Raw genomic sequence first — 26,295 nt, 5'->3', positions numbered from 1 at the left:
CGACGAACGCGCGCGACCCCGTCGGGATCGCGCGCGTCGTGGCGGTCTGGAGCGCGGTGTCGGGCCGATCAGAACGCGGCGCGGACGTCGCGCCCGCGCGCGTGCGTCTCGTACAGCGTCACGATCTCGTCGATCGTCGCGAGGTCCTGCGCGCCGAGCGTACGGAAGAACGCGGCCGTCGCGGCGCACGCCGCGAGCGTGCGGTCCGACGCGTCGCGCGCGCCCGTCCACACCGACTCGTCCTGCGCGGCGGCGAGGATCTGCTCGGTGAGATCGGAGGGCGCCTCGATGCGCGCGGCCTCGAGCGCGTACTCGAGCGTCTGGTGCGCGAGCGCGAGCACCGCCATGCGCGGATCGAGCGCCTCGACGGTGAGCCACTTGGGCTTGCTCGGGCTCATCTGGTTGAGCACCGCGAGGAACGCGTTCACCGCGTACACGACCGCGAGCTTGCGCTGCGCGGCGCGGAGGTCGGTGAGGATCGCGAAGGGATCGGCGCGCCGTCCCTCGAGGTGCTTCGCGATCACCGCGTTCACCATCGCGACGTGTGACTCCGCGGCGTGGAGCTGGTCCCAAAGGAAAAGGCCGCGCAGATCGCGCGGCCTCTTCTGGAACTGCTCGTAGCTCTCGGCGAACTGCTGATCCGCCGCCATGCGCTCGGCGACGATGGCCGCCCACGCGGCGCACACGTCGTCGATCTCCTGGGCCCGCTGCTCGGCGAACTCGCGCTCCGATCGGCTCGGTCGCGCCTTCACCGGCACGAGACGCTCGCTCTCGCGCGCTCGCTCGACCGGTGCCTCGCTCGACGCCGTCTCCACGTCGACGTCACGTGCGCTGCGCTTGTGGCGCGCACCGTTCGTCTTCGCGCCTTCGCCGTCGGCGTGCACCGCGTGGCCGTTCGCGCTCTTCGCGCCGTTCGCCGCGCGGCGCTTGCCGGTGCTCTTCTGCGCCCGTCCCGTCGTCGTCCCGCTCCCCATGCGAACGCGAGGATGCCACGAGTCGACGGCGAACGCTGCTAGGACTACGCGCACGGCGAGGGCGATGCGTGCGATAGGATGCGACACGATGCGCACGAAGCTGGGGCTCGCGATCGCACTCGTCGCTTCACTCGTCGCGAGCGTCGCGCGCGCCGACGCGGTCCCCGCGTGCGGTCCCTTCGAGCATCGTGAAGGGCGGCCGCACGAGAGCGAGTGTCGGTTCGGCCCCGCGTGGCTGTGCAGCGTGCCGGGCGCGGTGACCTCGCACGACGAGGCGATCGCGCCGTCGCTCGTCGTGCTCGCGGGGCTCGTGGTGATGGTGCGACGTCGCTCACGGCGCTGACGCGCGTCCGTCGCGCGTCCGTCGCGCTCGTTCGACTAGAGTGCGCGCCGCTTCGCGTGGAGGTGGTGCGATGGACAGCAGTTCGAAGGGGCCGGGGTTCTCGCGTCGTCGCGCGCTGAAGAGCGCGGGCGTGCTCGGCGCGGCGACGATGATCGGGTGCGAGTCGACCGACGTTCCGCTGGTCGACGCGTCGATGCAGATGGGCGGCGACGCGGCGATGCCCGACACGGGCCCACGCGGTCGCGATGCGGGCCCGGCGCCGATGGGCGCGTTCCAGCACGGCGTCGCGAGCGGCGATCCGCTCGCCGACGCGGTGATCCTCTGGACGCGCGTGACCACCGAGAGCACGTCGGCGATCGCGCTGGCGTGGGAGATGTCGCGCGACGCGTCGTTCGCGACGATCGACGCGAGCGGCGAGGCTTCGGCGGATCCTGCGCGCGACTTCACCGCGAAGGTCGACGCGACCGGCCTGATGCCGGCGACGACCTACTACTATCGCTTCCGCGTCGTCGACGGAGGCGAGACCTCGCCCGTCGGCCGCACCCGCACCGCGCCCGCGAGCGACGCGGAGATCGCGCGGCTGCGCTTCGCGGTGTGCTCGTGCTCGAACTACGCGTTCGGCTACTTCCACGGCTATCGCAACATCGCGCAGCGCGCCGATCTCGACGCGGTGCTGCACCTCGGCGACTACATCTACGAGTACGGCACCGGCGAGTACGGCACGTTCCGCGACTGCGATCCGCCGGGCGAGATCGTGACGCTCGACGACTACCGCCGTCGATATCGCCAGTACCGCACCGATCCCGATCTGCAGGAGGCGCATCGGCAGCATCCGTTCGTGAACGTCTGGGACGATCACGAGAGCGCCGACAATGCGTGGCGCGACGGCGCGAACAACCACGACGAGGCCGAGGGCGCGTGGGCGGATCGCAAGGCCGCCGCGCAGCAGGCGTTCGACGAGTGGCTCCCGATCCGCACCGCGAGCGAAGGGCCTTCGCGCATCTGGCGCGCGCTGCGCTACGGCGCGCTCGCCGAGCTCGTGATGCTCGACACGCGCATCGACGGACGCAGCGAGCAGGGCGCGGGTGAGCCCGGCGCGCGCCCGCTGATCTCGAGCGAGCAGGAGGCGTTCTTGATCGAGCGCCTGACCACGAGCGACGCGCAGTGGAAGGTGATCGGGCAACAGGTGATGTTCTCGCCGCTGCCGCTGCTCGCGAACGACGATCAGTGGGACGGATATCCGGCGTCGCGCACGCGCGTGCTGGATGCGATCCGCGGCGACGGAGAGCGCGATCCGGTGCGCGACGTCGTCGTGCTCACCGGCGATATCCACACCGCGTGGGCGTGCGAGGTGGTGGAAGATCCGAGCGCTTCGCCGCTCCCTCCGGCGAGCGCGGTGGAGTTCGTCGCGCCGGGGATCAGCTCGCCGCCGATCAGCCCTCCGGGCGGGCCGATCGAGCGCGCGCTGATGCGCTCGCTCGCGGCGCGCGCGCCGCACATCAAGTACGCGGACATCTCGCACCGCGGGTACTTCGTGCTCGATCTCTCGCCGGCGCGCGTACACGCGACGTTCGTGCAGATCGCCGACGTGGAGGCGCCGTACGACACGAGCGAGCTCGAGGTGACGGCGTGGGAGGCCGCGAGCGGGACGAGCCGTCTCGTGGAGGTCGAGCCGACGTCGCCGCCCGACGGAGCGCCGCCGCTCGCGCCGTGACGCAGTGCGGCTCGAAGCCGTGACGCAGCGCGGCGTGCAGGGCCAGAAACCATGCGGAGACCGCGGGAGAAACTTCCGTTCGCGGTCTTGACGCACGCGCGTCATCGGTTGGACCCTGTTCAACAACGCCGATGCGTACGCGACGCTTGCTTCACGTTCTGCTCGCGCTCGTCGCGGGCTGTGGCCTTCCACTGGACACCGATCAACGGGTCCCGACCTTCCCGATCTTCGATCCAGGGACGGGCGAGATCCCGATGCCCAACGACGCGCTGCGCGACGACGAGGAGGGGCATCTCGATCTCCCGATCGACGACGACGATCCCGAGCTCAGCGAGACCGAGCGCGCGTTCCGCGCGTGGATGAACACGCGCGACGGCTGGTCGACGACCATGGCGGCGACGGTGCGCTTCAGCGCCGTCGTGGACGATCGCTCGATCGACCCCGACACGGTGCAGGTGTGGGACTGGTTGCCGACGCCGCAGCGCGTGAGCGACCTCGAGGTGCGGCTCGAGGAGGGTGATCGGCGCCTCACGATCCTCCCGCCGCGCACCGGGTGGGAGCCCGGGCATCGCTACGTGATCGTCGTGCGCGGCGGCGAGCTCGGCGTGCGCGACACGCAGGGCTTCGGGGTGGAGCCCGACGCGATCTTCTATTTCCTGCGCCGCGACCAGGTGCTGAACACGATCGGGCACAACCGCGCGTTCCCCGGCGCGACGCGCGCCGAGCGGCTCGACGCGGGCTCGCGCCTCGAGGACCTGCGCCTCGAGCTCGCGCCGTTCTTCGAGTTCTTCGAGGACCCGGCGCGGCCCACGCAGAGCGAGATCCCGCGCGACGAGGTCGCTGCGTTGTGGTCGTTCACGGTGACGCAGGATCCCGAGCTCGCGATGGACCGCGACTCGCAGCGCGTGCCGCTGCCGTTCGATCTGCTGGTCGATCCCGAGACCGGGCTCGTCTCGCTCGAAGAGGCCGAGTGGGACAGCGAGCTCGAGGCGAACGCGAAGCGCCAGGCGAACGAGCTCGATGGGTTCGGCGTCTCGCCGAACCTGCTCTTCGAGATGACCGAGGCGGTCGACCCCACGACGGTCGCGGGCAACGTGCACGTCTTCGAGCTCGACGACACGCCGCGCGAGCTGCCCGTCAGCGTGAAGGTGATGGGCGACGACGGGGAAGAGGCGTGCCGTCAGACGCCGACGCCCGCGGACTGCATCCACCTCGTCGTGGTGGTCGACGACTCCGCGCTGCCGCTGCAGGGCCACACCACGTACGCGATCGTCGTCGATCGCGGCGTGCGCAGCGCCGAGGGCGAGGCGGTCGAGCCGATGCCGCTCGGGTGGTTCATGCGCAGCGAGCATCCGATCGCGGTGCGCGGCGCGAGCCAGATCGGATCGCTCACCGACGAGCTCGCGAGCCGCGTCGAGGTCACGCGCGCGCGCATCGACGAATTCCTCGATGGCTACGGGCGCGAGAACATCGTGACCGCGTGGCCCTTCACGACGATGGATGCGGTGCCCGGCATCCGCGAGTCGGCGCGTGCGTCGATCGATCTCGAGCTCGACGCGGAGCCGACGGTGCGCGAGCGGCTGACGCCCGCGCAGGCGCTCGAGGCGCTCTCGCCGGGTGTCGAGGGCGCGGCGATCCGCGCGGTCTATCTGACGCGCAGCATCGGCGTGCGCGAGTACGTGATCGGGACGATCCCCTCGCCGTACTTCCTCGATCCGATCTCGCGGCGGTGGCGCGAGGACGGACAGCACCCGATGCAGCCGGTGCGGTTCTACATGGCGGTGCCGAACGATCTGCCGGAGGACGAGCCGGCGCCGGTCGTGATCTTCGGGCACGCGATCGTGACCGACGCGCGCTTCTTGATGGGCATCGCGGGCGAGCTCGCGCAGCGCGGGTTCGTCGCGATCGGGATCGACTTCCCGTTCCACGGCGAGCGCATCGCGTGCATCGACGCGAGCCTGGTCGCGATCCCGAACTTCTTCCCCGAGGTGTTCCGAAACCTCACCGGGCTCGACGACGACATCCTCCGCTTCCCGCCGTGCGCGTCGGGCTCCGATGCGACGTGCAGCACCGACGGGCGTTGTCTGACGTCGAGCGGCGAGCCCGACGAGTTCAATCAGTTCCCGCTCGTCGCGGTGCAGATGGCGAGCGGCGCGGCGTTCCTCGACACCCACGATCTGCCGTACATCAACGATCACTTCCGGCAGGCGCTGGTCGATCTCTCGTCGCTCTTGCGGTCGATCCAGACGGCGGACTGGGAGGGCGCGACGGGGGTGCGGCTCGATCCCGAGCGCATCCACTACGTCGGTCAGTCGCTCGGCGCGATCATCGGATCGGTATGGGTCTCGGTCACGCCGGAGATCGACCGCGCGGTGCTCAACGTGCCGGGCTCGGACATGGTCGATCTGTTCGTGGAGTCGACGTACTTCTCGCCGCAGATCGACGAGTACTTCACGTCGATCGACGTGCCGCGGCCGAGCTTCGAGGAGGAGCGACTGCTCGACGTGGCGCGCTGGCTGATCGACAGCGTCGACCCGCACAGCGTCGCGCATCTGTACGCGCAGGAGGATCGGCAGGTGCTGATCCAGATGTCGCGCGGCGACATCATCATCCCGAACCGCACGACCGAGGTCCTGCAGCGCGTCAGCGGTCGCCCGCTGCGCAGCTATCCGACGCCGCTCCACGCCGATCTGATCATCCCGGCGCTGGGCGACGCGATGCTGCGTGACATGGGGGCCTTCCTGTCGGGCGAGATCGAGGAGTAGTCGCGAGCGCTTCGGCTCACACCGGTGCGAGTCGGGGCTCACACCGGTGCGAGTCGGCGCGTCGATCGATCGACCGATGAGGTGCTACACCCGCGCGCGATGTCGGCGCTCTCGGGCTCTCTCAGCTATGCGCGGTTCTTCGCGCCTCGCTCGCTCCCTCGCGGATTCCTCGACAAGTCGCACGAGAAGATCCTGCACCACGCGATGCGGCCGCTGCGCCCGGAGGAGCCGGACGCGGAGCGCTCGGGGTGGTGCGTGATGGGCGATGCGCTCGACGTGGATCTGCCGAGCGAGCGCATCTACCTCGACGGGTTCCTGAACCTCGGGTTCCGCACCGATCGATGGGCGATCCCCGGGCCGCTCCTGAAGACGCGGGTGCGCGAGGCCGAGACGAAGTACCGCGAGAAGAGCGGGCGCGACAAGCTCTCCCGGCGCGAGCGCGCGGAGATCAAGGAGGTCGTGACGCGCGAGCTGCGCAAGCGCCTCGTGCCCACGACGCGCGTGATCGATCTGACGTGGTCGCTCGAGGAAGGCGTCGTGCGCTTCTTCAGCCACACCGAGCGCAACGCGCTCGCGATGCTCGAGCTCTTCCAGAAGACGTTCGGCATCGAGCTCGTCGCCGAGTCGCCGTACACGCTCGCGCAGCGGCTCGAGCTCGGCGAGGACGAGACGCAGGCGTGGGCCGAGCTCGAGATGACGGTGCTCGCGCCTCGCGGCCGATGACGACGCGTGCGCGCCGCGACGGTGGCGCGTCGCGGTCGTGACGGAGCGAGGACGCGCACCGCGCGAATCGTGGGGCCGCCGCGCGGCCCGGTGCGTGCTCGGGCGCTGCCGCATGCGGACGCTCGCTCCTTTTCTCGTGCTCTCGTTCGTGCTCTCGGCGTGTGGTGGATCGAGCGACGATCCACCGATCGTGCTCCCCGATGCCGCGCTGCCCGACGCGTCCGCGTTCGACGCGGGCGCGGGTGACGTCGACGCGGGACCGCGCGTCGCGCTGGCGATCGAGCCGACGGGGTCGATCCACGTCGCGCGGCTCGGTCACACCGCGACGCGCTTGCCGAGCGGGCGCGTGCTCTTCGTCGGCGGGGAAGATCTCGGCCGCGTGCCCACCGCGTCGATCGAGGAGTACGACCCCGAGACGGGCGCGTTCGAAGAGGTCGCGATGCTGCCCGCCGCGCGCGTGAACCACACGGCCACGCTGCTCGCCGATGGTCGCGTGCTCGTCGCGGGCGGCGGCGCGAGCGCGTCGAACGGCGTGCCCGCGGGCACCGCGGTGACCGAGAGCGTCGTGATCTACGACCCGAGCACGCACGACGTGATCGACGCCGCGGCGATGGCGCACGCGCGCGGGCACCACGGCGCGATCCTGCTGAGCGACGGTCGCGTGCTCGTCGCTGGCGGCGCGGCGACGCCGGCGAGCGGCGGCGGGTTCGCGCCCGTCGCGTCCATCGAGATCTTCGATCCCGAGGAGGGCACGTGGTCCGAGGGCGGCGCGTTGGCCGCGCCGCGCGCGATGCTCTCGCTCGTCGAGCACGACGGCGCGGTCCTCGTGATCGGCGGCTTCGCACCGACCGGCGCGCCGCACGAGATCGAGCGCATCGACACGACGACGGGCGCGGTGTCGCCGGGTGGACGCCTCGCGGGACCGGGTCGTTTCTTCCACGCGACGCTGCGCACGCGCGACGACGACGTCCTGGTGGTCGGCGGGCTCGCGCCTCCGGTGTTCCTCGACGTGGTCGAGGCGCTCGGCTCGAGCGACGAGGCGTTCCGTGCGCTGCCCGAGCTGCCGTCGCCGCGCAACTCGATCGCGCTGGTCGAGACGAGCGCGGCGGTGCTCGCGATCGGCGGCTTCTTCTTCTCGCCGTCGACGGGCGGGCAGTCGATCGAAGACGTGCTCGCGCTCGATCCGGAGGGCGAGCGCTTCGAGGTCGTCGGCTCCATCCCGCTCGGACGCAGCGGTCACACCGCGACGGTGCTCGCGTCGGGCGACGTGCTCGTCGCGGGCGGCTACACGTCGGTCGGCATGACCGACGTCGCGCTGCTCGTCCGGGCCGAGTGATCGAAACCCGCTATGATGCGCGCCCTTCCGGAGGTCGTGTGCAGCTCGCGGATCTGATCGAGAAGCGGCGCTTCGTGGGCCGCGAGCTCTTGCTCTGGCTGTGGATGGAGAGCGAGCTCTTCGACGGCACGCTGAGCACGCGCGAGCACGGCTCGTTCGGGCTGTGGATCGAGAAGAAGCTCGTGCTCTCGGCCGACGCGGAGAGCACGCGCATCACCGCGGCGCTGCCGGGCCTCGGGCGCGAGGCGAAGGAAGCGCTGCTGCGCGGTCAGCTCCCCGAGAGCGCGGGGATCCGCATCTCGCGCGGCGACGACGACACGAGCCTCGTGCTCACCGGCGAGAGCTTCGCGGTGCGCGGGCTGAAGCTGCAGACCGAGCTCGGCGGGGAGGGCGAGGCGGTGACCGGTGATCTCGTCGACGAGATGGCGGGGCGCACGCGCGGCACGCCGAAGAAGAAGAAGGGCGCCGACGAGGACGAAGCCGACGACACGCCGTTCTACGAGCGCATGAAGATGACGCGCGAGATCGAGGAAGTGCTCGCGGCGCTCTATCGCGAGTTCCTCGCGCTGCGCCTCAGCGCGCGCTGGGCGGGTGTCGTGGTGCCGACGCTGCAGCGCTGGGCCGAGGGCGAGCGCGTCGACGCCGACGCGTATCGCGCGGCGCGCGACGGCAAGAGCGCGAAGAAGCGCGCACGCGCCTGATCGCGGTCGCGCTCAGCGCGAGCCGGTGTGGTCGCGTGCGCTCGCGCCGGGCCGGCGACGAGCGGTCTTGGGAGAGGCGTCGAGCTCGGCGCGTGCGCGCGCGGTGATCGCGACCAGCGCGGGATGCTGGAACCGGCGCTCTGCGGTGATCACGTAGAAGCGCTCGACCACGCCGGGCGCTTCGCCCAGCGCGCGCACGCCGTACTGGCGCACCACCTCGTCGCGGACCACCGAGGGCGCAGGGAACACGCCCGCGCCGTCCTGCCCGAACGCCTTGAGCAGCGCCGAGTCCTCGATCTCCGCGACGATCGTCGGGCGCACCGAGATCGCGGCGAGCCAGCGGTCGAGCGAGCGGCGCAGCACGGTGCCTTCGGTGGGCACGACCATCGGCGCACCGTCGAGCGAGCGCGGGAAGCCGCGCGCCAGCTTCTTCGCGAGCGCGGGCGCGGCGAAGAGCGTGACGCCGCACTCGCCGAGCGGATGTCCGAAGACCTTCACGTTCGCGCTCGGCGGCGGGGGCGAGTCGCTGATGATCGCGTCGAGCGAGTGCAGCGCGAGCTCCCCGATCAAGCGCTCGAGGTGATCCTCGCGGCAGACGATGCGCACCGGCTGGTCGAGCTCGTGCGCCGGGCGCAAGAGCCGCCGCGCGACCAGCTTGGGGATGACGTCGACCACGCCGACGTCGAGGCGCAGCGCCTGTCCGGTCGGACGGCCTCGCACCGTGTCGACGAGCTCGCGCCCGAGCCCGAAGATCTCGTCGGCGTAGCGCAGCACGAGCCGGCCGACGTCGGTCGGCACGAGCCGCCGCCCCTCGCGGACCAGGAGCTTCTCGCCGAGCGACTCCTCGAGCGCGTGTACCTGCGCGCCGACGGTCGAGTGCGTGACGCGCAGCTTGCGCGCGGCGGGCAGCAGACCGCCCTCGTGGGCGACGGTCCAGAAGTAGAGAAGATGATGGTAGTTCAGCCATTCCATCGCGATGTGACGCTCCAACCGTCAGGTTACGACGAAATTACATGCCTGGTGGTGGGAGGACGCACGCCGCATCTCATCGGGCGTCGGGCGGCGCGCTCGACGAAGGAGGTCCCATGAAGAAGCTCGTGCACGGCGTGCATCGGTTCCACAGCGAGGTCTTCGCGAGCCAGCGAGACCTGTTCCTCCGCCTCGGTGGCGGCCAGAGCCCGCAGGCGCTGTTCGTGACCTGCTCGGACTCGCGCATCGATCCGAACCTGCTCACGCAGACCCAGCCCGGCGAGCTGTTCATCCTGCGGAACGCGGGGAACATCGTACCGGCATGGGGCACGCACGGCGCCGAGGCGGCCACGATCGAGTTCGCGATCGCGGGGCTCGGCATCGAGCACATCGTGGTGTGCGGCCACTCGCACTGCGGCGCGATGAAGGCGCTGATCACACCGGGCTCGGTCGATCGCATGCCCGCGATGCGCGAGTGGCTCACGCACGCCGCCGCGACCGGGCAGGTCGTGGACGAGTGCTACGCGGATCGTGATCCCGAAGAGCGTTTGAACGTCGCGATCCAGGAGAACGTGCTCGCGCAGCTGACGAACCTGCGCACGCACCCCGCGGTCGCCGCGCGGCTCGCGACCGGCAAGCTCCACCTGCACGCGTGGGTCTACAAGATCACGAGCGGCGAGGTCTTCGCGTACGACCAGGACGCGGGGCAGTTCCGCGTGCTCGGCGGTGAGGCGCCGGCGATGGATCAGCCGCGGCGCTCGCTCGATGGAGCGCTCCTCGCAGATGCGCGGGACGGAGGGTCTCGATGAGCCCTCCGCCGCTGTTCGACTCGAGCGCGGTGCACGCGCCCTCGCGCGTCGCGAGCTGGCTCGCGCTCGCGCTCTCCGCAGGCGCGGTGAACGCGATCGCGCTCGCCGCGTGCTCTCGCTACGTGACGCACGTGACCGGAACGCTGACGCGGATCGGCATCGACGCGCTCTCGTGGCCGCTGGTGTTCGAGTACCTGCTCGTGCTCGGCGCGTTCGTGCTCGGCGCGGCGTCGTCGGTCGGGCTCTCCGAGGGACGACGGCTGCGCGGCCTGCCGCCGCGGCCTTGGGCGCCTCTCGCGCTCACCGCTTCGCTGCTCGCGCTCGCGGGCGCGCTCGGATCGCTCGGCGTGTTCGGGGATTTCGGTGCGGGCGTGGAGCGACCCGGTGACTTCGCGTTCCTCGCGGTGCTCGCGTTCGGGATGGGCCTGCAGAACGCGGCGGTCGCGACCGCCACCGGGATGCTGGTGCGCACGACGCACATGACCGGCCCCGCGACCGACCTCGGCGTCGCGCTGGGCACGCTCGCGCACGACGTTCCTTCGCCGCTCCGCGAGGCCGCGCGCCGCTCGGCTGCGCTCCGCGGAGGGAAGATGATCGCGTTCGCGATCGGCGCCGGGCTGGGGATCGCGCTCGCGGGAACGCTCGGGTACGCCGCGCTCGTCGTGCCGGCCGTCGTGATCGCCGGCGTCGCAGCGACGACGTTCGCCCTCACGCTGCCCGCCGACGCGCTCCGGCTGGAGCGCGCCTGACCGGTCGGCGGCGGCGCTCGGCTCAGCGCTCGCGCGGTGTCGTCGGGCCGACCTCGAGCGTGTCGGTGTACGGCAGGTCCGCGCGAGCCTCGGTCGATTGGATCGACCGCGCCAGCGCGATCGCGGCGATCAGCGGATCGCGCTCGTCGTGGGCGCGCTCGGCGGGAGGCACGCTCGATCCCGCGGCGCGGTGCTCGAGCAGCGGGAGCACGTGGCTGCGCAGCTCGGCCTTGCGCATCGCGAGCTCTCGGCGGAACGCAGCGAGCCTCCTCGCGCCGATCGCGAGGCCGAGCGCGAGCCCGATCGCGAAGCCGGCGATCGCGAGCAGCGCGCCCATCACTCGAAGTAGAGCACGGCCTCCTCGCCGTGCGCTTCGATCAACGCGCCGACGTACGAGAGCAGCGTCTCGCGGCGCTCGAGCACGCCCGCGATCTGACGATCCTCGAGCAGCACGCTCGGCTCGTCCGCCGCGAGCGCGGCGCGCAGCGCCTCTTCGTCGAGCGCGATCAGGTGCTCGATCGTCGCCCGCGAGAAGCGCGTCGTGCGGCGCAGCGTGTCGAGCATGCGCGCCTGCACGCCTTCCCCGAGCGCGAACGGGAACGCGAGGTTGTGATCGCGGATGACCAAGCGCCCGTTGGGCAGCGGTCGCACGTTCCCACCGCTCCAGCGATCACGGTTCGCGATGAGGTAGTCGAACACGAGCACGTTCGAGAGATCGCGCGCGAGCGCGAGATCGCCCTCCGGGATCGCGCCGCCCTGCGCGAGCCACGCGCGCCATCGTGCGATCCCCTCGGGCGTGTCGAGGTCGCTGCGCAACATGCCCGGCACCCAGTACACGAACGCGCCGCGGGCGACGTTGCCGGTGAGCACGAGCTCGCGCGTGAGCTCGTCGAAGTCGACCTCGGGATCGAGCGCTCGTCGCAGCGCCACGCGATCGATGCTGCGCAGCACCGCCGGCGGGACGTCGTCGATCCCGAGCTCCAGCGCGACTCGATAGGCGGCGACCTCGGCGAGCCATCCGCGCGGATGCGTGCGCGACTCGGGCCGGAACGCCGCGTCGATCGTGCCCGCGAGCTCGGCCTGGAACACCAGCGATGACGAGCCGACTGCGCGGAATCGCTCCGGCGGCGCGGACGCGAGCGCTGCGACGATCGCCGCCTCGCCGAGCTCGCCGCTCGCGAACGAGCGGCGCGGCCCCTGCGCGCGAACGCCGAGGGCGGCGGTGACCAGGATCACCACCGCCCCCGAGACGATCGCGAACGCTCTGCGTGCGCCGATCACCAGACCCGCGTCACTTGAACATCGCGAAGAGGTTCTTCGCGATGACCATGCGCTGCACCTGCGACGTGCCCTCGTAGATCTGGAGGACCTTCGCGTCGCGCATCAGCTTCTCGACCGGGTACTCCTTCATGAACCCGTTGCCGCCGAAGACCTGCACCGCGTCGGTCGCGACCTGCATCGCCGCGTCCGCGCCGAACGCCTTCGAGTAGCTGGCGACGATCGAGTTGCGCGAGCCCTTGTCGATCATCCACGCCGCCTTGTGGACCATCAGGCGCGTCGCTTCGTACTTGATCGCCATCTCGGCGATCATGAACTGCACGGCCTGGTGGTTCGCGATCGCGGTGCCGAACGTCTTGCGCTCGAGCGCGTAGCGGATCGACTCCTCGAGCGCGCGGCGCATGATGCCGCAGGCGCCCGCGCCGATGTCGGGGCGCGTGCGATCGAAGGTCTGCATCGCGACCTTGAAGCCCTCGCCCTCGCCCGCGAGCACGTTCGCCGCCGGGACCTTCACGTCCTCGAGGATCACCGTCGCGGTGTCGCTCGCGCGCTGGCCCATCTTGTCTTCCTTCTTGCCGATCGAGAGGCCGGGGCTCTCGCGATCGACGATGAAGGCCATGATGTTCTTGTGCCGGCCCTCGGGGTTCGTCGTCGCGAACACCACGTACCAGCTCGCGATCGAGGCGTTCGTGATGAAGCACTTCTGGCCGTTGAGGACCCAGTCGTCGCCGACCTTGCGCGCGCGGCACTGGATGCCCGCCGCGTCGCTGCCCGCGCCCGGCTCGGTGATCGCGTACGCGGCGAACACGGGCTCGCGCGCGAGCATGCCGAGGTACTTCTTCTTCTGATCCTCGTTGCCCGCGATCATGATCGGCGTCGCGGCGAGGGTGTTCGCGGTGATCGAGGTCTGGATGCCGGTGCAGCCGTAGGCGAGCTCCTCGGTGATGAGGACGTTGTCGATCTCGCCCATCCCCGCGCCGCCGTACTTCTCCTCGATGCCCGGCGTCACGAGCCCGAGCTCCCACGCCTGCTTGAACACGTCGACGGGGAACTTCGAGTGCTGGTCGCACTCGGCGGCGATCGGGATGATGCGATCCTTCGTGAACTGGCGCGCGGTGGAGACCAGCGCCTGCTGTTCCTCGGTGAGCTCGAAATCCAGCATCTCGTCCTCGTGTCGTGACTACTGGAGGGCCCGTGCGCAGGCCCTCCTTCCCCGACGAGCAGAAGCTCGCGTTACCTCCGGCGCGCCTGCTCGCGCCGCTTGAGCTCGGCGCGCGCCGAGCGCGCACCGAGCACGAACCCGATCGCGATCCCCACGAGGAGCACGGCCGGGATGAAGAAGAAGTGGTCGGCCGTCGGGAGCCCCACGCTCACTCCGCCTTCGGCGCGGGGGCGCGATCGAGCGCCTTCTGGAGCCGATCGAGATCGCGCGCGGTCGTGCTCTGCAGGCGACCGAGCCACGCGACGTACGCGAGGAGGAGCACGAGGATCGTGCCGTACGCACCGACCAGCAGCGGGCCTCCGGGCACGTCCTCGGTGCTCGGGCCCTCGACGGCCTGGAACGACGTCGCGCGGCTCTCGGCCGCGGTCTCGCGTCGCGGCTCGCCGTCCTGTGCGAGCGCGGTCGCGAGCGGCACGAGCACCACGAACGCCGCGAGCATCAGGGCGCGGATCGTCTTCATGCTTCCTCCAGCAGACCCTGCGCGGCCGCTTCGGTCTCGATCTCGGCGATGCGCTGTCGCGCTCGCTCCGCCCGCGCGCGCGCCCAGACGAGCAGCGCGACGAGCACGGTGAAGAGCGTGAACGCGAGCCAGAGCGCCGGGTACATGTCCGGGTGGAGCCCGCCGCCGCGCGCGGTGATCACGGTCGGGTGCTGACCGCGCCAGCGCTGCACCGAGTAGTGGATCACGGGCAGCAGGAAGAACCCCACGATCGACAGGCCCGCGGCGAAGCGCTTCTCCGCCTCGCCCGCGCCGCCGAACGAGCGCAGCACGACGAATGCGGTGAAGATGAGCCCGGCGAGCAACGTGGTGGTCAGGCGCGGATCCCACGTCCAGTAGACGCCCCACGCCTTGCGCGCCCAGAGCGGCCCGGTGATCAGCACGATCGCCGTGAAGAGCAGCCCGACCTCGGCTCCCGCGACCCCGAGCGCGTCCCACTTGTCGTGGCGCGTCCACAGGTAGCCGATGCTCCCGATCATCGCGAGCGTGAAGCCCACGTACATCGCGTACGCGCTCGGCACGTGGAAGTAGAAGATCTTCTGCACGATGCCCATCTGTCGCTCCACCGGAGCGACGATGAAGATCGCGTAGAGCGACGCGACGAGCAGCACGATCGCGAGCGCGGCGAGCGCCCAGAACGCGACGGGCGCGCGGACCTTCTCTCGGGGGTCCATCGGGTCCGCGGAACCTATCGCAGCGCGGGGGTCCCGTCGAGCGCAGCGCCCTCTTCGAAGCGCGTCCAGACCCCGCCGATCCGCCGCTCGTGCGGGTACCACGCGAGCTTGTAGCGCATGTGCGCGCTCTGCTCGATGGCGAGGCCGAGGTACAGCCAGCGCAGGCTCATCTGCTGACAGAGCCGCAGCTGCGTGAGGATCGAGTACACGCCGGGCGAGAGCCGCGCGAAGTCGGGGTCGTAATACGTGTAGACCGCGGAGAGCGAGCGCGCGCCGCGGTCGGTGATCGCGATGCCGACGAGCTGCTTCGTCGACGCGAGGCGGTAGCGGATCTCGAACGCGGGCGCGCTGCTCTCGACGAGGAAGCGCGCGTACTCCTGGGTGTCGAGCGCGCGCTCGCGCTGGCGCAGGCCGCGCAGCTCCTCGTGCTTGCCGAAGAGCGCGACGCGCTCCTCGTCGACCAGCGGCTCGCCGATCTCCACGATCAGCTCGCGATCGCCCTTGCGCCCCGCGCGTCGCTGCGAGCTGCTCGGCTCGAAGCTCCGCACGTCGATGCGCAGCGGCTCGCACGCGCTGCACGAAGGACAGCGCTGGTTGTAGAGGAACGGACCGCTCCGGCGATCCCCGGCCTCGAGCCGCGCGTCGAGCTCCTCGGGGCTGAGCGGCCGGATCGGCACGCGCAGCGGGCGTCGCGCGGTGTGGCCTTCGAGGTACGGACAGGGCTCGTCCTCGTCTACGACCACGAGCTCCGGCGGGATCGTGGGCAGGACGCGCGTCACGGCAGAAGCCGAAGATAGCACCGGGCGAGCCAGGGCGGACGTGCCCCCGCGCGGAGCGCGCACCGTCGCATCGACGCGCGGGATCGGCGCTGTAGGCTCGCCGCGTGGTGTCATCGATCCACGACCCTCGTGCCCTCTCGGACGCGTGGCTCCGCGCCATCGACGAAGCGGCGCCCGTGCTGCTCGGCCCTCACGATCGAACCGGTCCCGCCCTCGCGGACGAGGTGGCGCGCCTCAGCGAGCTGTACACGCGTGACCGAGGTGCGCTCCGTGCGCAGAGCGCGGCGCTCGCGGCGCGGCTGCGATTCTTCCTGCCGCGCGATCTGCCGAAGATCGAAGGACCGCTCGCGGAGCTCGCGTGGGCGGGCGCGCTGCCGGCCGGGCCGCGATGGAAGGTGCTCGATCTCGGGGCCGGGCTCGGCACGACGACGCTCGGGATCGCGACGTTCGCGAAGCGCGTGGGCATCGAAGGGCTCGACGTGCTCGCGATCGAGCGCGACCCGCGCTCGCTCGACGTGATGAAGCACCTCGCGGCGAAGTGCGGTCGCGGCGTGCTCGCGGACGAGACGGCGCCGGTCACGCTCGAGACGCGCGAGCTCGACCTCGAGCCCATCGACGTGCGGGCGCTCCGCACGCCGGGCGGGTACTCGATGGTCGTGCTCGGGCTCGCGCTGAACGAGCTCTGGGCCGCGCACCCCGATCCGCTGGAGCGACGCAGCACGTTGCTCGCGCGCGCATCGGAGATTCTCGCGGACGACGGCGTGGTGATCGTGATCGAGCCCGCGCTGCGCGAGAGCTCGCGCGCGCTACAGCAGCTGCGCGATCGCATCGACGCCTCGCCGCGCGCGCCGTACGTCTTCGCGCCGTGCACGCGCTCGGGGCCGTGCCCGATGCTCGAGGGCGAGCGCGACTGGTGTCACGAGGAGCTCCCGCTCGCGCTGCCCGACGCGCTCAAGACGGTCGCGCGCGGCGCGGGGCTGCGCTGGGAGGGGCTCAGCTACGCGTACCTCACGCTGCGGAAGACGCCGGGGCGCGTTGCGGACGCCTGGCGCGTCGTGGGTGGGCCGATCGAGAGCAAGGGACGCACGGAGTGGCATGCGTGCGGCGAGCCCGGGCTGGTGCGGATCGCGCGGCTGACGCGCAACCGCCGTGAGGGCGATGCGCTCGAGGGCGCGCAGCGCGGATCGATGATCGCGATCGAGGGCGAGCCGGCTCCGGGCGAGACGTTGCGCACGGATCGGGTGCGGATCGATCGGCGGCGCTGACAGCGTCGGCGGCCACGTCCAAGGATCGGCACAGCGCGGCACGACGCGTGCGCGAGGGGCACGGTCGCGATCTCGCGCGAACGCGCGGAAATCGCGGGCGCTTCGCGTGGCACGTGGGGTGCTCAGGGCGGTGTCGAGCGCGGGGTTGCGCGCTCTTGGAAATCCTCCGTCGCGTTCACGACGGATGCTCGAGCTTCACTTGGTCTCGGTTCCTGGTTCCTGCTCCATCCTCCATCCATCCCATCCATCCATGCGTCGCGTGGGGACGACGCGGCGGTCCCCCTCTGCCCGGGGGGCCGCCGCGTCCATGCGCTCCGGACGTGCGCTACGGAATCCGTAGCGCTACGCATTCCGTAGCAGCGCCGGGTCGCCCGAGCGGCGCTAGAGATCGCCGACCGCGGTGAGCAGATCGACGCGCGCGTTGTCGAGCTCGAGCTCGGCGAGGATGCGCTGCAGATCGGCCTGCTCCGCGTCGCGGCGCGCGGCGTCGAGCTCGAGGCCGGTGTTCGCGCCCGCGCGATAGCCTTCTTCGGTCTGCTCGACGGCGCGGCGCGCGATCTCGGCCTGGCGCGTCGCGATCGCGAGCGCGCGCTCCGCGGTGTCGATGCGGCGCCGCGCGTCGCGGATCTCGATGCGCACGCGGCGTCGCAGCCCCTCCAGGAATTCGTCGGCCTGAGAGACCTGGGTCTGCGCGTCGCGCAGCGCGCCGTAGCGCACGCCGCCGTCGTAGAACGGGATGTTCAGCGTCGCGGTCGCGACCCACTGCGCGGGATCGGGATTGAAGATCGTCGTGGGCGCGGTGAGCGTGCCGACCCAGCCGAGCGTGATCGAGGGCACGAAGCGGTACCACGCGTCGTCGACCAGCCGCGACGCCTGCTCGCGACGAAGCATCGCCGCGCGCACGTCGGCGCGCGTCGCCTGGGCGCGCTGGATCGCTGCGTCCTCGCTCGGCACGCTCGGCAGCGTCGAGGGCGCGGGCTCCACCGCGACGTCGAGGCCCAGCGCTTCGCCGAGCTGATCCCACGCGCGCTCGAGCGCGGCGTCGGCATCGGCGGCGCGCCGCATCGCGTCGAGCGCGGCGACCTCGGCGCGCGCCGCGTCGAGACCGATCGCGGCGCCCGCTTCGACGCGCAGCTGCGCCGCGCGCAGCTGACGAACCGCGTCGGCGATCTGCGCGCGCGTGAGCTCGGATGCGCGCTGCGCCGCGAGCGCGGTGAAGTACACCCGCGCGATCGCCGCGTGCGCCGCGCGCCGCGCGTCGTCGAGCTCGGCGCGCACCGCGTCCGACTCGCTCTCCGCGATGCGGATCTGCGACACCGCGCGCATCGAGAGCGTCTCGGTGATCGTCAGCTGTCCGGTGATCGAGTCCGCGGGACGCACCGTGCCCACACCTGCGCGCTCGATCGACTCGTCGAGGCGCGAGTAGCTCACGCTCCCGGTGACCAGCGGCAGGATGCCCGCCCACGCGATGCGCTCCGCGGCCTCGCTGCGATCGACCTGAAGGCGCGCGATCACGAGATCGACCGCCTCGGCGTCGGCGCGCGCGAGCGCTTCCTCGAGCGTGAGCCGCTCGGTCGGCGGCTGCGGGAGAGGGGGCGCGGCCCAGGTGTCGTCCTCGGCGCGCACCGGGCTCGATCCATCCTGCGCGCCTGCCGTGCGAGGGCACAGCGCGATGACGGTGCTCACTGCGACGACGGCGAGCCACGTCACGTCGTTACGACGTTGTCCTCGCATCGCGCGGCGAGTATTGCTCATGAGTCGCGGGTCCGCCCGGATGGACGTCTCCCGATCGTTGCTATGAGCTCAAACCATCGTCGTCTCGCCGCGGGCCTCGTGCTCGTGGCCCTGCTCGCGGGTGGCTGTGGCACCGGTGAGCGCGGCGGAGGCGGTGCGCCGAGCGCGGCCGCGCGCGCGCCCGCCGGGCCGCGCACCGTCGTCACCGCACGCGCCGAGCCGACGGCGTGGCGCCGCACGCTCTCGCTCGGCGGCACGCTCGAAGCGCCCGAGCGCGTCGAGGTCGCGGCCCGCGTGGAAGGCGCGATCGTCGGGCTCGATGCGGAGCTGGGCGACGTCGTGCGGCGTGGGAGCACGCTGGCGCGCATCACCTCCGAGGACTTCGCGGCGCGCGTCGCGCAGAGCGAGGCGGAGCTCGCGCAGGCGCGCCTCGATCTCGAGCGCGCCGAGCGCCTCGCGCAGGGCGATCTCGCGACGCGCGAGCGGCTCGAGCAGGCGCGCACGAAGCTGAGCGTCGCGGAGGCGCAGCGCGCGCTCGCGGGACGACAGCTGCGCGACACGCGGGTGATCGCGCCGTTCGACGGAGCGATCGCGCAGCGGCTCGTGTCGCCCGGCGCGTTCGTGCGCGTGGGGACCCCGCTCTTCGTGCTGGTCGCGACCTCCCCGTTGCGGCTGGCGATCGACGTGCCCGAGCGGCTCGGCGGCGTGGTGCGCGAGTCGACGCCGGTGACGATCGAGCTCGACGGCGTGACGTCGGAGACCGCGGGCGAGGCGCACGTCGCGCGGGTGGCGCCGGTCGTCGATCCCGAGACGCGCACGTTCCGCGCGCAGGTCGAGGTCGCCGCGCCCGAGGGCTCGGTGCTGCGGCCCGGCACGTACGTGCGCGCGACGATCGATCTCGGCGCGGTCGACGATGCGGTGAGCGTGCCGCGTCCCGCGGTGTTCGAGGTGCTCGGTCGATCGCGCGTGGTCGAGGTGGTCGAGGGGCGCACGCGCCCGCACGACGTCGAGATCGTCGGCGAGGGCGAGGGCGTCGCGATCGTGCGTGGGCTCGCGCCGGGCGCGATCGTCGTCGCGCGGAGCCCGGGCCTGCTCGCGCCCGACGTCGAGGTCCGCGCCGGCGACGAAGAGGACGCCGAGGGCGCGGCCGCGGCGCGCGCGCCGGACGAGGCCGCGGGCGCGCGGAGCGGGTCGTGACGCTCTCCGAGATCTGCGTTCGCCGCCCGGTCTTCGCGACGATGATCGTGACCGCGGCGGTCGCGATCGGCGCGCTCTCGTTCCGCGAGCTCGGGGTGGATCAGTTCCCCGACGTCGAGATCCCGGTCGCGACGGTGACGACGCGCTTGCCCGGCGCGAGCCCCGAGGTCGTCGAGACGCAGGTCACGCAGCTGGTCGAGGACGCGGTGTCGACCGCGGAGAGCATCGACGAGCTGCGATCGACGTCGCTCGAGGGCATCTCGATCGTCACGGTGAACTTCCTGCTCGATCGCGATCGCGACGAGGCGATCCAGGACGTTCGCGACAAGGTGCAGACGATCATCGCGCGCCTGCCCGACGGAGTGGATCCGCCGATCGTCACGCGCTTCGACGTGACCGCGCTGCCGGTGATGACGCTCGTCGTCTCGAGCGATCGCGATCTGCGCGAGACCACCGAGATCGCCGAGGAAGAGGTCGCGGAGGCGCTCTCGGGCGTGCCCGGCGTCGCGCAGATCCAGGTGATCGGAGGTCGTCGTCGCGCGTTCCAGGTGCTCGTCGACGCGGACGCGCTCGCGCAGCACGGCGTCACGGCGAACGAGGTCGAGAGCGCGATCCGCGCGCAGAACGTGGAGCTGCCGGGCGGGCGCATCGGCGACTCGACGCGCGAAGAGGGCGTGCGCGTGCTCTCGCAGGTGCGCTCGGCCGCGGAGCTCGGGCGCATCGTGGTGCGCGAGCGTCCGGGCTCGACGCCGCTGCGGCTGTCGGACCTCGCGCGCGTCGAGGACTCGGAGGAGGAGCCGCGCTCGCTCTCGCGGCTCGACGGGCAGGCCGCGGTCTCGCTCACGGTGCAGAAGCAGTCGGGCACCAACACCGTCGAGGTCGTCGACGCGGTGCTCGCTCGGCTCGACGAGATCCGGCGCAACGTCTCGGGCGACGTGCGCATCGAGGTGGTGCGCGATCAGTCGGTGTTCGTGCGGCGCTCGATCCACGAGGTCGAGCTGCACCTCGTGCTCGGCGCGCTGCTCGCGTCGCTCGCGGTGCTGCTCTTCATGGGATCGTTCCGCTCGACGATCATCGCGGCGATCTCGATCCCCGCGTCGATCGTGACGACGTTCGCGATCCTCCGCGCGCTCGACTACACGCTCAACAACTTCACGCTGCTCGCGCTCACGCTCAGCGTCGGCGTCGTCATCGACGACGCGATCGTCGTGCTCGAGAACGTGCACCGGCACGTCGAAGAGGGGAAATCGCCGTTCCAGGCGGCGATCGACGGCACCAAGGAGATCTCGCTCGCCGTCATGGCGACGACGCTCTCGCTCGTCATCATCTTCTTGCCGACGGCGTTCATGGAGGGGCGCGTCGGGCGCTTCTGGCAGAGCTTCGGCATCACGACCGCGTTCGCGATCATGGTGTCGCTCTTCGTCGCGCTGACGCTGACGCCGATGTTGTGCTCGCGGTTCCTCAAGCCGCACGTGCACGACGAGAAGAAGAACGTGATGGCGCGCGCCGTCGACGCGCTGAACGACCGGCTCGAGCGCATCTACGGGAAGCTCGTCGAGTGGTCGCTGCGCTTCCGCTGGGGCGTCGTGCTGATCTCGATCGCGACGATCGCGTCGACGTGGCCGCTGCTGGTCGCGGTGGGCAAGGACTTCACGCCGCAGGACGACACCAGCGACTTCGCGGTGGTGCTGACGATGCCCGAGGGCTCCACGCTCGCGGCGAGCGAGGCGCTCGCGGACGAGGTCGAGGGCGTGATCCGCGGGGTGCGCGGCGTCGAGCGCATCTACACGTCGGTGGGCGCGTCGCGCGGCGGCGACGACGTGACCGAGGTGCAGATGTACGTCGCGATCACGGATCTCGAGCAGCGCGACTGGCCGCTCTCGCAGGCGATCGCCGAGACGCGTCGGCTGATGCGTCCCTACGCCGATCTGCGGCCCTCGGTGCAGAACATCGGCGGGTTCGGCGGCGGCGCGCGCGGCGCACAGCTCACGTTCTCGCTGCGCGGTCGTGACCTCGGCGAGCTCGATCGCGTGAGCGCGGATCTGATGGCGCGCATGCGCGCGAGCGAAGGGTTCCTCGAGGTCGACACGTCCGCGGCGGTGCGCAAGCCCGAGGTGCAGGTGCAGCTCGATCGTGACCGCGCTGCGGACCTCGGCGTGCGCGCGACCGAGGTGGCGAGCGCGCTGCGCACGCTGACGGGCGGCGCGCCGGTCTCGACGATCCGCGACGGCGACGAGCAGTACGACGTCTGGATGCGGCTCGAGCCCGAGGATCGCACCAGCGCGTCACGGCTCGCGGCGCTGCCGGTGCGCGGCGCGAGCGGACCGCTGCGGCTCGATGCGATCTCGAGCTTCGACCGCGCGCGCGGCCCGGCGCAGATCGATCGCCTCGATCGCACGCGGCAGATCGAGATCGGCGCGAACCTCGACGAGATCCCGCTCGGCACCGCGGTCTCGCGGGTGCAGGAGCTCGCGCAGGGCGTCGACATGCCGCCCGGCTACTCGCTCAAGTTCGGCGGGCGCGCGCGCATCCTCGAAGAGACGATGCTCAACCTGCTGGGCGCGCTGCTGCTCTCGTTCTTGTTCATGTACATGGTGCTCGCGGCGCAGTTCGAGAGCTTCCTGCACCCGATCACGATCATGCTCTCGCTGCCGCTCTCGCTCCCGTTCGCGCTGCTCTCGCTGCTGATGCTCGACGACACGCTCAACATCTACTCGGCGTTCGGCGTGTTCATGCTGTTCGGCATCGTGAAGAAGAACGGCATCCTGCAGGTCGACTACACGAACACGCTGCGCGATCGCGGCGTGCCGCTGCGCGAAGCGATCATCGAGGCGAACAAGAAGCGCCTGCGGCCGATCCTCATGACGACGCTGACGCTGATCGCCGGCATGATCCCGATCGCGCTCGGCGAAGGGCCCGGCTCCGCGACGCGCGCGTCGATGGCGAAGGTGATCATCGGCGGTCAGGCGCTGTCGCTCCTGATCACGCTGTTGATCGTTCCGGTCGCGTACTCGCTCTTCGAAGACGCGCGGCGCTGGTACGCCGCGCGGAAGCAGCCGGTGGTGAAGGCGGTCGAGCCCGAGGTCGAGGCGGCCGCGGAGGACTGACTCAGATCCGGCGCAGCTTCGCGAGCACCGCGGCGCGCAGCTTCTCGCGCGGCTGCGGGAGCGCGACGCCCGCCGCGACGAGCTGATCGATCGACCAGTCGATCGCCTCGTCGATCGTCGCCGCGAGGTGGTGCGGCGACGCGGGCTTCCACAGCCAGAGCATCGCGGTCATCGCGCCGCGCGCGAGCGCGTTCGCGACGACCGTCGACGAGCCGACGCACAGCTTCGCGCTGTTCGCGCGCACCTCGGGCCGGTTCGCCCAGTCGACGATCGCCTTGCGCGCGCGCGGCGACGCAGGCTCCGCGCCCTCGCGCGTGTGCGTCACGAGCGCATAGCGCTTGCCGCGCTCGAAGTAGCGGCGATAGCCGTCGTACATGCGCTGGAGCTCGACGTCGTCGTACCGCGTGGGCGAGACGCACACGACCAGCGGGAAGAACTCGTCGATGAACTGAACGGGCGCGTTCGACCCGGACGTGGTGTTGTCGGTCGAGGACGACATCGAACCGCACACGCTGCCAAACGCGGGCGCCACGCGCACGGAAAAAGCAACGGCGGTCCGTGCCGGTTTCGCGGTCGCGTGTGTCTGGTTTCCGCCGCGCCTGGCGGTTGCCCGGGGCGGGGCAGGGCGGTAGCTTCGGCCCCCCAACCCGATGCCTGCGCTCCTCGATCAGCAGTTCCTGTTCGTCGTCGGCAAAGGAGGCGTCGGCAAGACCACCGTCGCGGCGTCGCTCGGCCTCGCGGCGGCGCGCAAGGGCAAGCGCGTGCTCGTCGCGATGGCGAACGCGAAGGAGCGTCTCTCGACGCTGCTCGAGGTGGAGCCGATCGGGCCGCACAACCAGAACGTCGCGCCGAACTTCGACGCGGTGAACATGGTCCCGCAGCACGCGCTCGAGGAGTACGGCCTCATGGTGCTCAAGTCGCGCACGCTGCAGCGCGCGATCTTCGAGAACCGCATCGTGACCGCGCTGCTCCGCGGGACCCCGGGCATCGAGGCGTGGTCGATGCTGGGCAAGGCGTTCTTCCACACGAAGGAGACGCTGCCCGACGGTCGCAGCAAGCGCTACGACCTCGTGATCCTCGATGCGCCTGCGACCGGGCACGGGCTCGACATGCTGCGCGTGCCGAAGGTGATCGTGGACGTCGCGCCGCCGGGCCTCTTGCGCCGCGAGGCCGAGGACGCGCTCGCGCTCTTCCGCGATCCCGCGCGCTGCGGCGTGGTGCTGGTCACGCTCGCCGAGGACATGCCGGCGAACGAGACGATCGAGCTGCACGGCGCGGTCGTGAAGGAGCTGGGCATGAACCCCCAAGCACTGGTCGTGAACCAGGTGCTGCCGCGGCTCTTCACGCCGAGCGAGCGCGACGCGGTGAGCGGGCTCGCGGCGCAGCTGCCGAGCGGGTCGGTGCTGCACGGGCTCGCGCTCGCGGGCCGGGCGCGCGCGATCCGCGAGGGCGTGCAGGAGCAGAGCCTCGCGAAGCTCGCGTCGGCGCTGCCGAAGCTGCCGCGCGTGACGCTGCCGATGCTGTTCACGCCGGAGTTCCGGCGCGAGTCGATCGAGTCGCTCAGCAGCGCGTTCTGACAGCGCGCCCGTTCCGAGACAGATTGAGATCGAGAGAGAGCGAGATGCGGCGCGCCGAGATCCACCACCCCATCCACGCGGCGATCGACGACATCTGGAACGCCGGCCACACGCCGCGCATCCAGGTGGACGCGCGGCGCGACGACGTGGTGGTGCCCGAGTTCGTGAAGACGAAGTGGGGCGCGCGGCTCGTGCTCGATCTCGACGCGAGCTGGCCGCTGAACCTGACCGCGAGCGAGCAGGGCCTCGAGGTGGATCTCGCGTTCCAGGGGCAGGTCACGCGCTGCACGCTGCCGTGGGCTTCGATCTACGTGGTGCTCGATCGCGCGACCGGGCGCGGGATCGTGATCGAGAGCCACCTGCCGAAGGACGAGACGCTGCAGACGCACCCCGAGCGGCCCGCGCTGCGCGAGGGCGTGGAGAGCAGCGAGGCGAGCGTCGAGGCGCCTGCGCCGGTTCCGGCACCGGCATCGTCGGGTGAGAAGCCGGAGTCGTCGGACGAAGAAGCGAAGCGCCGCCGCGCGCGCTTCAAGGTGATCGACGGCGGCCGCTGATCGCGGTTCGCGCGAGCGACGAATTCACCGCAGAGGACGCAGAGAGCCGCAGAGATCGGAAAGAGCTCTCTGCGGCCCTCCGTGGCCCTCTGTGGTTGAGCTGTTCCGAGTCCACGCGCGTGGACTCGGAAGTCCACGCCGTGGACTCGCCGTCAGCGCGTGCGTGGACGCTGCGCGATCTCGAGCACGAGCATCGCGGCACCGCTCGGACGCGAGCCGGGCGATGCCGCGCAGAGCGCGGCGCCGCTGAAGCCGCCGGGCTGCACGCTCGCGCGTCGGGTCGAGGTAGTCGGGCCGCCCGTCGCCGTCGCTGTCGTCGTCGCGCGGATCGCCGTTCTGGTTCGGGTCTGGTCGATCGTCGAGATTCCGTCGCCGTCGTCGTCGGGATCGAGGTAGTCGTCGAGCGTTCCACGCGAGGCGATGCCGTCGCGCGAAGCGCTCGCCCAGCCTTCGAGATCAGGGTCGGGACGATCCACTCAGCGATCGAGGAGGTCGACGACGATCTCGCGCCGCTCGCCGCCGCGCTCGACGACCACGACGTGCCGTCCCGGTGATCGCGCGCGCGTCATCGCCTCGAGCCACGCGTCGGGCCCGTCGAGCGGGCGCGCGTCGATCGACGTGAGGAGATCGCCGCTGCGCAGACCGAGCGCGGCGAGCGGATGATCGCGTCCGATCCCGAGCACGCGCACCGCGAGACGACCATCGCGGGTGGGCGCGGGCATCGCGCGGAGGCGCGCGAACGCGGGCTCCGACACGAGGCGATCGAGCGCGCTGCGATCGAGCTCGATGCGATCGTCGAGCAGGCGCGCGCCGGCGATCGGCTCGGGCGTCGCGGCGGTGCGCGCGAGCGTCGTGGTCGCGCGCGAGGCGAACATCGAGAGCAGGCACCTCGTGCCGTCGCGCTCGAGCACGAGGTGCTCGCGCTCGATGTGCTCGATGGTGCCCGGCTCGATCGTCGTGCCGATCGTGACGAGCTCCGTGGGTCCGGTGGGACGCGCGATCATCGCGAGCGGCGCGTCGCGATCGAGGTAGGTCGCGACGAGACGGAGCCCCTCCGTGCACTCGGCGGGCGCGCTCGGGGTGGCGGCCGTGACCGTGCTCGTCGGCGTCCGCTCCTCGCACGGGAGTGCGCCGCGCTGATCGAAGATGTTGCGCGCGAGGATCTCGCAGCCGCGATCGATCCGTGTCGGGGACGGCGGCGCGGCGGCGCGTGCGCGCGCTGGCGTGTCGACGACGAGCGCGAGCGAGACGAGCGCGTTCGTCGCGCCCGCCGCGAGCCACGCGACGAGCGCGAGCGTGACCACGATCGCGATGCGAGCCATGCGT

26 protein-coding genes are annotated in these 26,295 nt (G+C 71.5%); 13 read left to right on the top strand and 13 right to left on the bottom strand.

What is annotated here, in order from left to right; all coding sequences use genetic code 11:
• Positions 1 to 68 precede the first annotated feature (68 nt).
• Positions 69 to 974 (bottom strand): hypothetical protein, encoded by a 906-nt coding sequence (locus tag DB32_RS33735; RefSeq protein WP_053236772.1) that lies wholly within the window; start codon positions 972 to 974, stop codon positions 69 to 71.
• A gap of 88 nt (positions 975 to 1,062) precedes the next feature.
• Here DB32_RS33735 and DB32_RS33730 point away from each other — a divergent pair, with 88 nt between their 5' ends.
• The 6 genes from DB32_RS33730 (at position 1,063) to DB32_RS33705 (ending at position 8,556) form a co-directional block, all read left to right on the top strand.
• Complete coding sequence (locus DB32_RS33730; protein ID WP_053236771.1) at positions 1,063 to 1,317, top strand: hypothetical protein; 255 nt, start codon at positions 1,063 to 1,065, stop codon at positions 1,315 to 1,317.
• Positions 1,318 to 1,387: 70 nt separating this feature from the next.
• Positions 1,388 to 3,031 carry an alkaline phosphatase D family protein gene (locus DB32_RS33725; RefSeq protein WP_053236770.1) on the top strand — a complete coding sequence of 548 codons (1,644 nt, stop codon included), beginning with the start codon at positions 1,388 to 1,390 and terminating at the stop codon, positions 3,029 to 3,031.
• A gap of 146 nt (positions 3,032 to 3,177) precedes the next feature.
• Positions 3,178 to 5,796, top strand: a complete 2,619-nt coding sequence (locus DB32_RS33720; RefSeq protein WP_157069701.1) for a hypothetical protein — start codon at positions 3,178 to 3,180, stop codon at positions 5,794 to 5,796.
• A 99-nt stretch (positions 5,797 to 5,895) separates the two neighbouring features.
• Positions 5,896 to 6,519: a recombination-associated protein RdgC gene (locus DB32_RS33715; RefSeq protein WP_053236768.1), complete on the top strand. Its 624-nt coding sequence runs from the start codon at positions 5,896 to 5,898 to the stop codon at positions 6,517 to 6,519.
• A gap of 112 nt (positions 6,520 to 6,631) precedes the next feature.
• Complete coding sequence (locus DB32_RS33710; RefSeq protein WP_157069700.1) at positions 6,632 to 7,855, top strand: Kelch repeat-containing protein; 1,224 nt, start codon at positions 6,632 to 6,634, stop codon at positions 7,853 to 7,855.
• Between the two features lie 38 nt (positions 7,856 to 7,893).
• Positions 7,894 to 8,556 (top strand): hypothetical protein, encoded by a 663-nt coding sequence (locus DB32_RS33705; protein WP_053236766.1) that lies wholly within the window; start codon positions 7,894 to 7,896, stop codon positions 8,554 to 8,556.
• Between the two features lie 12 nt (positions 8,557 to 8,568).
• Here DB32_RS33705 and nhaR read toward each other — a convergent pair whose 3' ends face one another.
• Positions 8,569 to 9,528 (bottom strand): transcriptional activator NhaR, encoded by a 960-nt coding sequence (gene nhaR / locus DB32_RS33700; protein WP_053239044.1) that lies wholly within the window; start codon positions 9,526 to 9,528, stop codon positions 8,569 to 8,571.
• A gap of 113 nt (positions 9,529 to 9,641) precedes the next feature.
• On the opposite strand from nhaR, the gene DB32_RS33695 reads away from it, so the two are divergent.
• Both DB32_RS33695 and DB32_RS33690 read left to right on the top strand, forming a co-directional pair.
• Positions 9,642 to 10,334, top strand: coding sequence for a carbonic anhydrase (locus tag DB32_RS33695; protein WP_053236765.1), 693 nt, complete (start codon positions 9,642 to 9,644; stop codon positions 10,332 to 10,334).
• Entirely contained in the window at positions 10,331 to 11,083 is a 753-nt protein-coding gene (locus DB32_RS33690) for a YoaK family protein (protein ID WP_053236764.1), read from the top strand. The genes DB32_RS33695 and DB32_RS33690 overlap by 4 nt, the downstream gene beginning before the upstream one ends.
• Before the next feature lie 22 nt (positions 11,084 to 11,105).
• Here the strand turns inward: DB32_RS33690 and DB32_RS33685 are convergent, their stop codons facing one another.
• The 7 genes from DB32_RS33685 to DB32_RS33660 all read right to left on the bottom strand — a co-directional run bounded on the left by DB32_RS33685 (position 11,106) and on the right by DB32_RS33660 (position 15,535).
• Entirely contained in the window at positions 11,106 to 11,420 is a 315-nt protein-coding gene (locus tag DB32_RS33685; RefSeq protein ID WP_053236763.1) for a hypothetical protein, read from the bottom strand.
• Complete coding sequence (locus DB32_RS33680) at positions 11,420 to 12,364, bottom strand: hypothetical protein (protein WP_053236762.1); 945 nt, start codon at positions 12,362 to 12,364, stop codon at positions 11,420 to 11,422. The genes DB32_RS33685 and DB32_RS33680 overlap by 1 nt, the downstream gene beginning before the upstream one ends.
• Before the next feature lie 10 nt (positions 12,365 to 12,374).
• Positions 12,375 to 13,520 carry an acyl-CoA dehydrogenase family protein gene (locus tag DB32_RS33675; RefSeq protein ID WP_419249696.1) on the bottom strand — a complete coding sequence of 382 codons (1,146 nt, stop codon included), beginning with the start codon at positions 13,518 to 13,520 and terminating at the stop codon, positions 12,375 to 12,377.
• Between the two features lie 74 nt (positions 13,521 to 13,594).
• Positions 13,595 to 13,729, bottom strand: a complete 135-nt coding sequence (locus DB32_RS50080) for a hypothetical protein (protein ID WP_275935510.1) — start codon at positions 13,727 to 13,729, stop codon at positions 13,595 to 13,597.
• A 2-nt stretch (positions 13,730 to 13,731) separates the two neighbouring features.
• Complete coding sequence (locus DB32_RS33670) at positions 13,732 to 14,043, bottom strand: hypothetical protein (RefSeq protein ID WP_053236760.1); 312 nt, start codon at positions 14,041 to 14,043, stop codon at positions 13,732 to 13,734.
• The gene (locus DB32_RS33665) at positions 14,040 to 14,756 is read right to left on the bottom strand and encodes a cytochrome c biogenesis protein (protein WP_053236759.1); all 717 of its coding nucleotides are present in this window, start codon (positions 14,754 to 14,756) and stop codon (positions 14,040 to 14,042) included. The genes DB32_RS33670 and DB32_RS33665 overlap by 4 nt, the downstream gene beginning before the upstream one ends.
• A gap of 14 nt (positions 14,757 to 14,770) precedes the next feature.
• Positions 14,771 to 15,535, bottom strand: a complete 765-nt coding sequence (locus DB32_RS33660) for an arginyltransferase (RefSeq protein ID WP_240481281.1) — start codon at positions 15,533 to 15,535, stop codon at positions 14,771 to 14,773.
• Between the two features lie 104 nt (positions 15,536 to 15,639).
• Here DB32_RS33660 and DB32_RS33655 point away from each other — a divergent pair, with 104 nt between their 5' ends.
• On the top strand, positions 15,640 to 16,800 hold the full coding sequence (locus DB32_RS33655) for a small ribosomal subunit Rsm22 family protein (protein WP_053236758.1): 1,161 nt from the start codon (positions 15,640 to 15,642) through the stop codon (positions 16,798 to 16,800).
• Between the two features lie 381 nt (positions 16,801 to 17,181).
• Here the strand turns inward: DB32_RS33655 and DB32_RS33650 are convergent, their stop codons facing one another.
• Positions 17,182 to 18,510, bottom strand: a complete 1,329-nt coding sequence (locus tag DB32_RS33650; RefSeq protein WP_053236757.1) for a TolC family protein — start codon at positions 18,508 to 18,510, stop codon at positions 17,182 to 17,184.
• Positions 18,511 to 18,597: 87 nt separating this feature from the next.
• Here DB32_RS33650 and DB32_RS33645 point away from each other — a divergent pair, with 87 nt between their 5' ends.
• Both DB32_RS33645 and DB32_RS33640 read left to right on the top strand, forming a co-directional pair.
• The gene (locus DB32_RS33645) at positions 18,598 to 19,731 is read left to right on the top strand and encodes an efflux RND transporter periplasmic adaptor subunit (protein ID WP_053236756.1); all 1,134 of its coding nucleotides are present in this window, start codon (positions 18,598 to 18,600) and stop codon (positions 19,729 to 19,731) included.
• Positions 19,728 to 22,838, top strand: coding sequence for an efflux RND transporter permease subunit (locus DB32_RS33640; RefSeq protein ID WP_075097689.1), 3,111 nt, complete (start codon positions 19,728 to 19,730; stop codon positions 22,836 to 22,838). Before DB32_RS33645 ends, DB32_RS33640 begins: the two co-directional genes overlap by 4 nt.
• 1 nt (position 22,839) lies before the next feature.
• Here DB32_RS33640 and DB32_RS33635 read toward each other — a convergent pair whose 3' ends face one another.
• The gene (locus tag DB32_RS33635) at positions 22,840 to 23,337 is read right to left on the bottom strand and encodes a hypothetical protein (RefSeq protein WP_053236755.1); all 498 of its coding nucleotides are present in this window, start codon (positions 23,335 to 23,337) and stop codon (positions 22,840 to 22,842) included.
• 151 nt (positions 23,338 to 23,488) lie between these two features.
• On the opposite strand from DB32_RS33635, the gene DB32_RS33630 reads away from it, so the two are divergent.
• Positions 23,489 to 24,415 (top strand): ArsA family ATPase, encoded by a 927-nt coding sequence (locus DB32_RS33630; RefSeq protein ID WP_053236754.1) that lies wholly within the window; start codon positions 23,489 to 23,491, stop codon positions 24,413 to 24,415.
• A gap of 44 nt (positions 24,416 to 24,459) precedes the next feature.
• Positions 24,460 to 24,969: a ClpXP protease specificity-enhancing factor SspB gene (locus tag DB32_RS33625; protein ID WP_053236753.1), complete on the top strand. Its 510-nt coding sequence runs from the start codon at positions 24,460 to 24,462 to the stop codon at positions 24,967 to 24,969.
• A 152-nt stretch (positions 24,970 to 25,121) separates the two neighbouring features.
• Here the strand turns inward: DB32_RS33625 and DB32_RS33620 are convergent, their stop codons facing one another.
• Together DB32_RS33620 and DB32_RS33615 are read right to left on the bottom strand one after the other, a co-directional pair.
• The gene (locus DB32_RS33620) at positions 25,122 to 25,445 is read right to left on the bottom strand and encodes a hypothetical protein (protein WP_053236752.1); all 324 of its coding nucleotides are present in this window, start codon (positions 25,443 to 25,445) and stop codon (positions 25,122 to 25,124) included.
• On the bottom strand, positions 25,446 to 26,291 hold the full coding sequence (locus tag DB32_RS33615; protein WP_053236751.1) for a type II secretion system protein N: 846 nt from the start codon (positions 26,289 to 26,291) through the stop codon (positions 25,446 to 25,448).
• Between the last annotated feature and the right edge of the window lie 4 nt (positions 26,292 to 26,295).

Origin of the sequence: Sandaracinus amylolyticus (genome assembly GCF_000737325.1) — a bacterium.
Lineage (GTDB): Bacteria > Myxococcota_A > Polyangia > Polyangiales > Sandaracinaceae > Sandaracinus > Sandaracinus amylolyticus.
Note: the sequence above shows the minus strand (reverse complement) of the source record. Positions and strands in the feature narration are given on the sequence as shown.